Raw genomic sequence first — 13,342 nt, forward strand, 5'->3', positions numbered from 1 at the left:
CTTAGCATTCCTATCTCTTCTTTCATTATAAAAAAAGAATCCCCTAAAGTTATTGGTTGATTACGACATTCGCTAGGTATATGATGACATTATCCTAAACCAATTAAGGGAGTTCCTATGCGCAAACCAGATATGCATGTTGAGAAAGGCGAAGAGTTTTTTGAGAATGGATTTTCCATATACGTCAACAAGGTTTACGAACATTTCGATCTTCCCGAACATGTACACGATTTCTATGAAATTAGCTATGTGTGGGAGGGGATCGGATTTCACTATATCGGAGATCAGACGATTCGAGTAAGCAAAGGGGATTTATTTTTCATTCCAATTGGCATTTCACATATCTTCCGTCCCTCATCTCCCCATGCCAATAAGCCCCTGCGGATAGGCAACTGCATCTTCGACGCCTCATTATTTCACTTTCTTACCTCCATACTGCCTGATCATTATCACATGTACAGGTTCAACGATTTGGTTTCACATGGTGGCCAATGGCTGCAAATAAGAGAACATTCAGGGGAGTTCGAACAAGTGATGTCATCACTATTCGTAGAGTTCCAACAGAAACGGACTGGATACGAAACCATGATGTGCGGACTGCTTCTCCAGCTGCTCATCGTCATGGAACGTGCCATAGAGCGCAAAGAAGCCCCAACTTCACCCAATCAAAACAGAATGGACGCCGTGTTGCGGTCGATTCGAAGCCGTCTAGGAGACAAGATTACCTTAGCTAGCCTAGCTAAAGAGGTTGGGATTGGGACAAGGCAATTACAACGAATGATTACAGCACATAGTGGTGAATCCTTTTCGGAGCTGCTAGCTCATGAGCGTATCAACCACAGCTGTCATCTATTGGCTGATCCCTTCAACCGCGAGCTGTCCATTACCGATATCGCTGCAGCCGTTGGAATTCACGATCCCAAAAGGTTTTATCGTGTGTTTAAAGAGAGTACCGGAGTAACACCTGCTGCATATCGCCGCCAATCTTATCCGAGCACTGATTGGACAAGAGCCTAAGTTCCTTCATACAAATACAAAAAGTGTCCCCAAGGCCATACGCATGGCCTTGGGGACACTCTTGTCACATCGTTCACAACTGATTGTCATTCCCTACTCCTCAAGCTTTCACTTAAAAATCACTTGTCGTTCCAACAGAATCACGCTCAACTAATTCCGTCGTCAGCAGCACCTGTTCCGTAACGAGTTGGTGATTCTGAATCCGTTTTTGGAGGCACTGGACCGCTCGCGAGCCCATACTTTCTTTGGGTACGCGTACGGTCGTCAGCATGGGAGTGACAAATTCGGATAAGGAGATGTCATCAAATCCAACAATGGAGTAGTCTTCTGGACATTTTAAATGCCAATCATTCAATAATCGGAGTGTCTCGATCGCCAACCGATCATTGGCACAGAAGAACCCCGTCACTTTCTTCGCGGTAATCGTCTCTCGCAATATGTCCGGAAATGCGGTATCCACATAATTCCCTCTTCCACTAACTCCAACACCCCGAACCCAATAGCTCTCGACATCTTCCACCGTTTGCGTCTTAAAGTTCTTCATAGCTTCTTCAAACCCACGTTCTCGCTCTCTAAAGCTCAAAGCCGTTTCGCTATCTCCTACGAATGCTATATGACGATGACCAGCATGCAAGAGATAGCTTGTCGCATCGTATGCGCCAAGAAAATTATTAGCGAGTATATGATCATATTTGCCATTATGAACGTTGGCGTCGACCAAGACGAAAGGGACATCCTTGGCTTCCAAGGCTTCCATAAAAGCTTCGGGAATATGGCCCAACAGCAAGGCGCCATCCACTTTCCCCTCATGGATACTTCGAGGCAACGACTCTTCAGGATCCTGTGAAATATCAACACCGGATAGCATCATACTCAACTCATTGGTCGCCAATTCACGATCGATTCCCCGAATAATTTTGCCCCAATACTCGATATCATCCAAATAAGCCTGTGGCATCAATACAGCGATATTTCCCGTCTTGCTATAACTAATCGATTTGCGGAGATTATCAAACCGATATCCCATTTCTGTAGCTGTTTGCCAAATGAGCTCTTTAGTTTCATTTTTAACCGCAGGGTCATTCGACAGCGCTTTGGAGACTAATGCTTTAGATACCCCAACTGTTTCAGCAATCATTTGAAGCGTTATCTTCTTCACTACCCGTGTCCCCCCGTTCCTATCGTTATTCTTATCTTAATTGCAGGGGACACCTAAAGCAATTCTCACCTGTATATGTGCTCGCTAGCTGATCTTGTTTCCATGTTCATCAAATGTACGTACATATGCGATCAATTCCTCTAAATTGACCCAGGACATGCCTATTTTTTGGTCGGCAGCGCCATAGGACATGATTAACTCCCCATTGATTACAATTCCACCCGTTGTAAACAAACATGGCGTAGGATAATCCGATGGCATCTCCCACGCTCTCTCTGCATACATCAAACGGTCGGAACAGCGATTGATGACCACTGGAAAATCATTCTCTTGCTCTCGAACAATCATGAAAGACTGTGTATATCCAAAGTAAATATCCTTCTTCCCATGATAGGAAACTAACCAATCCTGTTCATTAATCTGAATTGGCGGCCAACTTGCTCCCACCCGATTCTCTTCCCAATCAAAAATGCTTGAAGCAAATAAGCGATGTGTTGCTTTGGGCGTTGCGAAATCTTCAATTGCCTCTGCCGCTGCTAGATAGATGGAGGGCTTCTTAACCGTTTCTCCTTGGTCAAAAGGTAATACGTTCATGGGTCGGTGCAACATCACGTATTGCATTTTGCCATCGATCTTCATTTTATTCGGAAAAAGGAAAACATCGCGATTATCGCTAACATGTCCTTCCGTTAATGGTCCCATATACTCAAATACTTCCTCATACAACCTATTTTTAAGCTTATCCAAATGTAGCTTATATAACACAGTCACGGTCTCGTTGGCCCGCGCCGCTTTAATAAACGGATCCTCATCGCTCGCACTATGAATCCAATCAGGAACATACTCATATCTCGTTTGAATCGGCGGATCTTGATCTAATAACCAATACGGCCCTGGTGAAAATGAACGACAGGCTACTGTCACATACAACTCATCTTCCACTGTAAAAATTCTCGGGTCCTCTATGCAACCATTCGCATAGTTCCTTACCCGATTACCGTTGATATCCATCGTATAAAGTTCATGTTCCTCATAACCCATGACAGGCGCCAACGCAGGTCTTGAGAAATCTGCATCCCACGTTTCACCCAAGTCATCACTCGTTGCATATCCAAGGAAAATGGGATAGGGATCGTGGCATCCTTCTCTTCTTTTTTGCGGCCACGGTCCAGTAGCCCTAAATAACATATGTATGCGATTAGAATCAGGATCTTTAATAATTGCTGGGTTTAAGACCATTTTATCCGCCCAATCGCACCCCGGAACAGGTTCAAGTACTGGTTTGTCCAAATAACGAAATTGTGGTTTCATATTTCCTCCTGATAGGTAAGTTATGAAGAGCTTATGAGCGTACTTTCCCTATCAATTTAACATAACCTAATTGTTTATTCAACTGTTTAATGAAACAAATAAATATAGAAAGACAGTCCTGCTCAAACCGTTTTGACAACGTAGGTAAGGTCGAATTTATGGCGGGCTTTCTTGGTTTAGAAGCCCATCCTAGTGAATAAAACACAACAAAAAGACGTAGGCCCACATCTCTATCTTTGGGGGTCTACGTCTTGCTATCTATATATCTCCTTATTCACCGCCATGAAAACCATACAACCGCCAAGGTTTATGTCCGCCAAAGTAGCGTACAACTTTGTTTCGCCCCCCGACCGGTCGCACACGGAGATCAGGAACTTCTTCGCTGGAATAAAGTACAGCCTCTTCACCTTTCTCCAAAGCCAGCGAGACTTCTTCCTCAACAACCGTTTCTCCAGATAATCGTACTGTACCATCCACGCCGATGATGTTCCATCGAATCCGTCCTTGCCAACCCGTCTTAACCAAACATGGCTCTCCTGCCAAGCTCTTTACTCGGATCCATTGTGTGACAGCATCCTTGCGAACTGCGCTCACTAAGAAGGCCCCTTCCCCTCGCAAGTTATGGAAGGCTAGCTCTGTCCACGCTTCTGGCACAGCTGGAAATACACGCAGCTTGCCGCCCCAGCTCTGAAGCAGCATATCTTGAATGGATTCTGCACCTGCCAGCGGCGTTTCGATGACCGGTCCCGCTTCCTTGTACATCGTATTCGGCTTGATGATATGCAGCAGCGATTGCAATAACCGCAGCGCCTCATCCCCCTGTCCGAGAACAGTGGCAATCGATGCCGCGCCCGTCATGCTGAATCCGCGCAGGTCGCCTTCTTTGGCCAACCAGTGACGCAGCGAAGTAGCAATTAAAGCCCGCTCTTCCTCTGTTTCTCCACTGATCAGATGCAATGGGAAAATGGCTAGCAAGTGGCTAAAGTGACGGTGCCCGTAAGCGAGCGGCATATCGCGACCGACCATAAAGCCAGTCTCATCAACGGGCAGTGGAACTAATTTTAGCAGAATATCTTCCCACTTCGAACGGAGTGAATCACTTATCTTCAACCGCTTGCATATCGCAAGCAAAGTTTCGCACCCCCACCGCAGCAAGGCAAGGTCATAGTGACAGTCCGCAACCGTCGTTCGCATGAATGAGCCATATTCGGGAGAAATCGTCGGAGGCAGATGCAAACATCCATCCTCTCCCTCTTCCAGCAGATGGATATAATAATTCACACTCCGCCTGAGTATAGGATATAACACTTCCTCCAGCATGCCATCATCCATGGTATATCGATAGTGACGCCATACGTTATGACAGATCCACGTTAAATTACCAACCTCATCGTCTACAATTGCTTGTAGGTCAAATGAGCAGCTTCGTCCTAAGCCAGCTGAATCGTGTTGGAACGGTTCAGGCACATTGCGAATTAACTGTTCCCTATTCGCATGCAAGGAACGAACAAGTGATTCCCCAATCTCCAAACGATTGGCTGTATATATAGGCGAATAACTCATCTGTACATTCATATTGAACCAGACACCTGGCCAAGGCGACGATGTAAGCCAAGGACCTTGATTATCAATCAAGGGTTTGTCTACTCGCGTAGCTGAAGCTAGCTTGTACATTTGTATCCAGTAGAAGCTTTCCAAACGTCCATCTGGCAGCGAAACGAAGCTTTGCTGGTAGTACTGGTGCCACCAATTCCTGTGGGCTTCCACCCATTCCTCGAAATTCGCAGCCGAAGCCTGGGCCACCGCCTCCACAGCTTCCGCTTGGGTCGATTCCGAATGTCCCCTGGCAATGGACAACCAGCAGATCCGGCGATTCGGTGAAACCTGCACTTCCTTCCATGCGGTTACACAGCCATCTCCGCCGGAATAGCGCTGTGTACATACCCGAATGCCATCTTCATCTTCCGAATGGACGACTTCCGTCTGAGGTATATATTGATTTAAATTCACCACGTCTGCGTTCTTCAATACTGGATCGACGTCCGGGAAGGGGTACCATGCAAAGCGTGCGCCATTTTCCCCCTCTGTTGTCTCCAACTCTATGGCGATTACTGGGTCCAGACTGTGAACGAGTGAGCGAAGCTTGACTTCACCGCTCGTTGTCGTCAGCGTTGCCAGTAATTCAGCGTTCCACAAATTGATCCGCATCTGTGTGGGATGATAGATCTTCCCCTCTAATTCCAGATCCAGTTCGCCAAGCTGAACGCGAGGCGGGAAGCCTGGCTTATCCATTCGGACTGCCGTCACATCGCTCCGCCCCGTCACCATGCGAAGCACATGCCGCTTACTCGCATGTTCCTCACCGTAGACCATTGTGCCCAGCAAGCCATTGCCGAGGAAGGCTCCTTCGTCCCAGCTAACTGGCTTGACGACCCACTCCATATCATTAGCGGCCATGTACGTTTCCCAATCAACATCCATATGCACAGCCGAGTTGTTGCTATCTTTCACCGCTAACTACCTCCTTTAGCCTTTGACAGCTCCGATCAGCGCGCCTTTGACGAAATATTTCTGCAAGAACGGATACACGAACAATATGGGGACTGTAGCTACGATAATCGTCGCATATTTCAAGGTTGCAGCCAGCATAGCGGCATCGTCGTCGGAAGCACCTGAATTGGCACTTGCCTCCCCTTGGAGCAAAATTCCCCGCAACACGAGTTGCAATGGATAGAGCGAACGCTCCTGCAGGAAAATCATCGCATTAAACCAAGAATTCCAATGACCTACGCCGTAGTACAACAACATGACTGCGACAACGGGCATCGAGAGCGGAAGCACAATACGGAATAGAATAACGAAGTCGTTCGCTCCGTCAATTTTGGCCGATTCCTCTAACGCATCTGGAATCGCTTCGAATGCTGTTTTCATCAGAATGAGATTAAACGTATTGATGGCAGTCGGAATAATAAGCGACCATAAGGAATCGATTAATCCAACGCCTTTGACCGTCAAGTACAGGGGGATCAACCCGCCGCTAAAGAACATGGTAAAAATAATAAACAGCATAAGCGGCTTGCGATAGAGCAAGCTCTTGCGTGAAAGGGCGTATGCTCCGAACGCAGTGAGCGTAATGTTCAGCACGAGGCCCATGAGTACGACAAATAGTGTATTCCCGTAACCTTTTATTATCATGGGATTACGGAATACATTCGTATAAGCATCAAGCGAGAAACCGAGCGGACGCCATAACATGCCTTTGTACCCCATCAGGCTTCCTGCGTCACTAATGGAAGCAAATAATACATATATAAGTGGATACACGGTAAGCAGCATCATTAAAACCAACAGTAAAACATTGATCGTATCAAAACATATCTCTGAAAAGCTTCTCTTGTTTACCATCCTCTTGCACGCTCCTTTACCACAAGCTTGTATCGTTGAATTTGCGGCTCAACCAGTTGGAGGAAATGAGCAAGGCAAAGTTGATGACCGAGTTAAACAAGCCCACCGCTGAACTGTAACTATAATTGAAATCCTGAAGACCAACGCGATACACATAAGAAGAAATGACATCTGCTGTTTCATAGGTACCCGGATTGTATAGCAATATGATTTTCTCGAAACCGACATTCATCATCTTACCAATGTCGAGAATAAGCAAAATGATGATGATGGGCATAATCCCTGGCAACGTAACATGTGTCATTTGTTTCCAGCGACCAGCGCCATCGATTCTAGCTGCTTCGTACTGCTCTTGATCTATCCCGGTTAATGCTGCCAAGAAAATGATCGTTCCCCATCCGATATTTTGCCAGATCCCAGAAGACACATAGACAGAACGGAACAGACTTGGTTCAAGCAAGAACGTGGAGCGTTCCCCTCCGAAGAAGGCAATGATATCGTTGATAACGCCATCGCTCGTTGTAAAATCTTTCAAAATCCCGCAAATGACAATCAAAGATATAAAATGCGGCATGTACGTCACGGTCTGAACCATTCTTTTAAACATAGCATGTCTTAATTCATTCAATAAAAGGGCCAAAATAATAGGTGCCGGAAACCCGAACAACAACTGGTAGAAGCTAATTAGAACCGTATTCTTAATCGTTCTCCAGAAATACGCACCGTTGAAGAAATTAACAAAATGCTCGAATCCAACCCAGTCGCTCCCCCAAATTCCAATTCTTGGGGAGTAATCCTTGAAAGCAATGAGCGCGCCATACATGGGTGCATAATGAAAGACAACATAATACAGTAGAACAGGCAGTAACATGACATAAAGCAGTTTATTTTTACGTATATCCAGCAATAGCCCGAAATGGAATAATTTCCGTTTGTTTTCTACGGTTGTAACAGGCTTCGTTTTGGAAATCATAGTGTTCATCGCATCACCTTCTCCTGCCACGGACCCATTCCTGCGGGTGGTCGGGACGACTCGATCCGCCCCCGCAAGATGTGCCGTAAACTAATTATCGCTTATTGTAACGATCTAGCGCTTTTTGATAAATTTGTGTTACCTTGTCAATTCCCATATCATTTATCCGTTTTACATAGTCATCGAATTTATCGATTGGCTCTTTGCCCATCACGAATTTAACGAACATTTCTTCTTTATAACTCGTAATTGCTGTACTCAATTTAGCCAACTCTTTGCTTTCTTCTGTAGTTGGTGTCAAGAAAGGCGGCATAACGTGCTTAACAGCATCTGTTTGCTCCCAAATGCCAACAGCATCATCCTGCTCTTTGTACGTGTTGAAGCTCTTGCGGCTGTCGCCTAAGAAAGGACCGTTCGGTTTGGTATACTGGGAAATCATTTGTTGTAAGCTTAGTTTCGGATCTTTGGTAATTTTATCGGTAAACTTAGGCACGCCATTGTCTAGCGTATAGCTCTCACCAACAATACCGAAATTGAAGAGCATGCTGCCTTTCTCGCCAAACGCATAATCCATCCACTTGACAGCCAGCTCCGCATGTTTGGAATCCCCCGCAACCGCTTTACTTACAGCTGGGTTGTATTTAAAGTCACGTTGACCGATGAAAGCGCGTTCGCCTTTCTTCAACGTTGGGTATGGTGCCGGTACAAGCTGGAATTTCGGGTTTTTCTTCTTGCCCGTATCCATCCATTTGCCTACTGCGCTAAGCAATCCGACTGTCGCGCCGGATTCATCGCTGAGCAATCTCGTATCCTGCGATTTGGAATCCGTATTCAGTGCGAAATCCTTATCTAGCAATCCTTCTGCATACCATTTGTGAAGCAACGTCAATGCATCTTTGAATTGCGGGTCAATCGGCCCGTATTTCACTTTACCTTGATTGTCGATATAGAAACGGTTCGCTGTTTGATAAGCGCCAATGAAAGCATCTTGAATATTCAATTCATTGCTGTATTGAGCTGTCAAAGCTGCGGAAGCCCCTTTTTTCTCCTTGAACGCTTTCAATACGGTGTACCATTCATCAATTGTTGTAGGCACTGGGAGGTTCAGTTCATCCAACCAATCTTTGCGGAGCATCGGTCCACGGAATACGAGTCCATTGTCTGGACGAATCATTGGAAACGCGTAGTATGTGCCGTTGTCTGTCTTAATCATTTTGTCTAGCTCTTTGTCATTTTGAAGCAGCTTCTTTAAATTTGGCGCACTTTTGTCAATCAAGTCGTTGAGAGGAAGAATCACTTTGTCTGCAATTGCCTTCTCCGGTCCGCCTGGATACGCAGCCGTTCCGCCACCGCCCCAGTTGTATTCAATAACATCTGGCAAATTGTTCGAAGCGATCAGCAAGTTGAATTGCTCCTTGGATTGACCGTCTGCAGGATGCGTATACTTGACCTTAACGCCAGTATCGCTCTCCAATTGCTTACCAAATGGGGAATCCCCAATATTGGGAAACACGGTAGTCAAGTTGGGGTTAATTTGCTCCCAAGATGTTAACGTCTCTTGTGTAGCAATCGGATATTGACCTGCTGAAGCCGTAGGTGTTGCCTTCGTTGTAGCACTTCCCGTTTCACTTGAAGACTTCGCTGACTCATTGGAACATGCGGCGAACATACTGGAAGCTACGACAACGCTTAGTGCCAGGCTAATGGATTTTCTTTTTGAACGACTGCTCATGTGAATCCCCCTCATAAACTTCTAGTGCGATTGATTTCGTTGCAGCACTGTAGCTTCAGTATGGATGGTTAAGCATCATTTTGAATATCGTCAAAACTGCAAATGCCTCTTTAAAATCCATAGAATGCAATCATCAGAATCCAAAGTCACTGTGCAAAACATGAAAAGTCGCGCAAGCAAGCTTGTACGACTCTCAACAACCGATACTGTATCACTTTAATTCCTTGTATTTCCCAGGCGTAATGCCTTCAAACTTCTTGAAAGTTCGGTTAAATGTATTGATATCGGCATACCCAACCTTGCGCGCAATCTCCATAATGGAGAGCGATTGTTCGGATAGCAGCTTTTTGGCTTCCTCCAACCGTGTTCGACTTATGAAATCAAGCAATGCATCGCCGGTCTGTGCCTTAAATTGTTTGGATAAATAGGACGGTGTGATTCCGAACTTCTCTCCAATCATCGAAATGTTCAAATTATCTTCTGCATAGTTGGCTTTCACAAATGAAATAACTAGTTCGCCAAGCGGACTGTGCTCCTGTTTACGTTCAGCTTGGATGGATTGGCACACCTGCTCAAGAATGGAGAGAATTTCCCCTGTCATCTCTTTCATCGTTTCACAGGCAAATAGTCGCTCTACAGGATGAAACTGCTCGATAAAGGACGTTTTGTTGCCTTGAGAGCCAATTTCATTCATCGTTTTCAACATTGTACTGGCAAGATCGAACATGAGACACTTACCGAGTGGGACGGATAACACTGCATTGGATGCGTTCGTTTCGATAATTTGCTCGATGATAGCGCTCGACTTCTCATAATCACCGGTTTTGACAAAATTGATCAATTGCTGCTCTACATGCAAAGGGTAATAATAGTTGCCAGCCTGATGGGCCGCTTCGGAACTCGGTAATTCGTCGTAACGAATGATCGCTCCACCACCTACAACAAGACGATAAGCCATTGCCGACAACGCTTCCTGATAAGCCCCGGCAATCCCGAACAATTCCGTATGAATGCCGCTAATAGAAACAGTCAAATGGACATGGAAATGGTCTAGCAAGAACAATTTCACCTGATCGGCAACTTGTTGCAGCTCTTCCGGATCCTGTCCCGTGCTGAAATTGAAAATACATGCCTGCATATCGTCCATTTCAGTTACAAAGCCCCGATGCTGGCCGCCGATCACTTCTTCCACTACATTCATTAGTATGAACTGCATCAATTTCACTTTCTGTGGATCTACAGTAACATCATCTTGGAACTTGCCAAAATGATCGATATGGAACAAGAGAACTGCAAAATGAGGCGAAGACAATTGTATATCGTGCGCTGAGAGCGATTCATGGACTGGTATGTCCTGCTCGAGATTCCCCTTCAGCAGCCCCTGTAGAAAATGAGAGCGGATGGCATCTCGGTGCTGATGCAAACGACGATCTACCTGCTCTTTCTCTGCAAAAGTGTTATTCAGCGCATCTTGCAAGAAACCATACTCATTCGTTCCTTCGGCAAATGAAATTCCTGCTTTCATCGAGAAGCTGCGAATGAGGAGATTGATTGGATTATAATTTTTGCGAAGGAACAGGAACGTGACTACCCCGCCTAGCAGTAGGCTCAGCCCAATGCTCGCATAGACGAGCCTTTTCATATACTTCATTTTATCATCAAAGCGCTCAGCAGGAATCATCGACATGTATTTCCAGCCTGTCCTTGCTGACGTGGTATAGGAAACAGCGACTTGTTCACCGGCGACATCCCCGTAGAAGAGACCGTTTTCACCAGTAAACTTATCATACGTAAGAAATTCCGGTCTTTGCTCAAGGCCGCTAGTCGCGACTAGTCGATTTTCTTTATCCAGCAACGCAACAGATGTCGCTTCAGATGGCGGAAGATTTGCCAGCAGTTTCGTATCCCTCATGACAAACAGGAGCACGGCTCCTGGCTGATCACGATTCGCCAATGAAACGGATTTGGCAAATAAAACAGCCTTGTAGCCATTGTCACCCTCTTGTATCGTCACTGGCATATAAGAATGGACATAGCGATTATCCAGAAACGACTTCCAAGCATCGTACCCTTTCAGGGTTTGTCCATCTAGCATCTGAAATAATTGGCGGCTGTCTGTCCGGTTGCGTGTGGATATGACCGTATCGCTATTCTTGTAGTAGAGATAGATTTGTTCGATGAACTCATTCGCCGTCTGATACACGCGCAAATCATTCGAAATGTTGACTAAATCGTAATAATCGTTATCTGTAAGGGGCTGGGCGGTATTAATAAACGCATTCACCTCTTTATTGAGGGAAATTTCCAAACTTAACCGCTCTATGCCTCCCAAACTGTTATCTATCGCCAATTCCATCTGTTTCAATGCATTCGTATTCGCACGATTGACTTCCGATTCAACCACATGCCAAGAAGCCGCATATAGAATGCCACTAATGATGATCGGGACGAGCAGCACGGAAATATAAGAAGTAAACCAAGTAAACATGACGCTGCGCTTATTAAACCGGATCCGATTAAACTTCATTAGCACTAACCCCTTATCGCTGTTTGTAACTGCTTGCCTATATTATATCCAAAATTGAGGTAACCGTCTCTGATTTAAGTCCCTCATACCCAAAGCAGCGGCTGCCTTATGGCCATATTCCTCCGCAATTCTGCTTCTTTTGGCTGGTGATCTAATTTGCGCCATAAGCCAAGAAGCCTTTCAGAATCATAAGCCAACCCTGCAAACAGTAAGAATGACATAGCTACTGGCCACTGTGCATCATATTCGACATCTCGGCCATAGGGCCAGGATGGCTTATTTTCAATATAAGGAAGTAAGAAAGCGATCCCCTTCTCTATGCCTCTGCCATCCGACAGTTGAAACTCCCACAAATTATCCTCATCCGTAGTAAGAAGGTGCGTAAGGGTGATGAAATTATCCAGTGTAAAAAGAGAGTATGCATAGGGCTTCGTACGGGACAGCTCCCGCGGGAAACTCCCATCTATGTCCATCTGTTCTACTAGTAGTTTGGTTTTGTATTGTTCTCTGCACCAATCCAGCATGGTATGTTGACCTGTCAACCGCGCGAATGCAGCTGCTTGCACATACCAGCATAATCCATGATTATTCGGTTCGTTTCTCTCTTCCACCCCTTGTGGATGCTCGTTCATCCATTGCAAGTAATCCCCGAACCATGCGGAAACCTGCTCCAGAACGCGAGAATCTGCTTGTGACAAGTGACTGCTTTGCAGCAATGGAACGGCTGCCGCTACATCAATCAAATGCAGGGTATCGATCACACCGATCCCTCGCCCATCGCATATGCCAGGTACAGCTTGTGCATACAGCAGGTGCGGGTTCATTCGTGTGCGCTCATTGACGAAAAACGCGTCAAGCAACCGAATCGCATGGGCAGCGTACCGCTGCTCTCCCGTTATTCGGTAGGCGGCAGTCAGACAAGCTACCCGCGATCTCATTCGGCGAAGCAGAATCCGATGTGCATGGAAGTTGTCTGGATTACTCTCGCCATCACGGCGTACATAGGGCAATCCATTCGGCGTATTGGGATTTGGCCACCAGTAATCCCCATTTGAATAGTAGTCATGCGGGGTTCCGGGGCTATTTGGGGCTATTTCATCTGTAATCTGTACAGAAAGAGTCTCTAAGTAGACATCCCCAGCTTGGATGATCGCAGTTAGATCGAAATAAGTGCTCCAATTTTCTCTATTTAAATGTGCTAAATGTTCCATTTGTCTA

9 protein-coding genes are annotated in these 13,342 nt (G+C 45.8%); 1 reads left to right on the forward strand and 8 read right to left on the reverse strand.

What is annotated here, in order from left to right; genetic code table 11:
• Window positions 1-117 precede the first annotated feature (117 nt).
• Entirely contained in the window at window positions 118-1,017 is a 900-nt protein-coding gene (locus A8708_RS26530; protein ID WP_068668644.1) for an AraC family transcriptional regulator, read from the forward strand.
• A 112-nt stretch (window positions 1,018-1,129) separates the two neighbouring features.
• Here A8708_RS26530 and A8708_RS26535 read toward each other — a convergent pair whose 3' ends face one another.
• The 8 genes from A8708_RS26535 to A8708_RS26570 all read right to left on the reverse strand — a co-directional run bounded on the left by A8708_RS26535 (window position 1,130) and on the right by A8708_RS26570 (window position 13,335).
• Window positions 1,130-2,176 carry a LacI family DNA-binding transcriptional regulator gene (locus tag A8708_RS26535; protein ID WP_068668646.1) on the reverse strand — a complete coding sequence of 349 codons (1,047 nt, stop codon included), beginning with the start codon at window positions 2,174-2,176 and terminating at the stop codon, window positions 1,130-1,132.
• An 84-nt stretch (window positions 2,177-2,260) separates the two neighbouring features.
• A complete protein-coding gene (locus A8708_RS26540; protein WP_068668648.1) occupies window positions 2,261-3,487 on the reverse strand; it encodes a glycoside hydrolase family 130 protein in 1,227 nt (408 codons plus the stop codon).
• A gap of 270 nt (window positions 3,488-3,757) precedes the next feature.
• On the reverse strand, window positions 3,758-5,998 hold the full coding sequence (locus A8708_RS26545) for a glycosyl hydrolase family 95 catalytic domain-containing protein (RefSeq protein WP_239696860.1): 2,241 nt from the start codon (window positions 5,996-5,998) through the stop codon (window positions 3,758-3,760).
• 15 nt (window positions 5,999-6,013) lie between these two features.
• Window positions 6,014-6,892: a carbohydrate ABC transporter permease gene (locus tag A8708_RS26550; RefSeq protein ID WP_068668650.1), complete on the reverse strand. Its 879-nt coding sequence runs from the start codon at window positions 6,890-6,892 to the stop codon at window positions 6,014-6,016.
• A 16-nt stretch (window positions 6,893-6,908) separates the two neighbouring features.
• Window positions 6,909-7,865: an ABC transporter permease gene (locus A8708_RS26555; RefSeq protein ID WP_068668709.1), complete on the reverse strand. Its 957-nt coding sequence runs from the start codon at window positions 7,863-7,865 to the stop codon at window positions 6,909-6,911.
• Window positions 7,866-7,959: 94 nt separating this feature from the next.
• Window positions 7,960-9,597, reverse strand: a complete 1,638-nt coding sequence (locus A8708_RS26560) for an extracellular solute-binding protein (RefSeq protein ID WP_068668652.1) — start codon at window positions 9,595-9,597, stop codon at window positions 7,960-7,962.
• A gap of 211 nt (window positions 9,598-9,808) precedes the next feature.
• Complete coding sequence (locus tag A8708_RS26565; protein ID WP_068668654.1) at window positions 9,809-12,124, reverse strand: helix-turn-helix domain-containing protein; 2,316 nt, start codon at window positions 12,122-12,124, stop codon at window positions 9,809-9,811.
• Window positions 12,125-12,207: 83 nt separating this feature from the next.
• Window positions 12,208-13,335, reverse strand: coding sequence for an alginate lyase family protein (locus A8708_RS26570; RefSeq protein ID WP_068668656.1), 1,128 nt, complete (start codon window positions 13,333-13,335; stop codon window positions 12,208-12,210).
• Between the last annotated feature and the right edge of the window lie 7 nt (window positions 13,336-13,342).

The sequence above is a fragment of the Paenibacillus oryzisoli genome (assembly GCF_001653565.1).
Classification (GTDB): domain Bacteria; phylum Bacillota; class Bacilli; order Paenibacillales; family NBRC-103111; genus Paenibacillus_E; species Paenibacillus_E oryzisoli.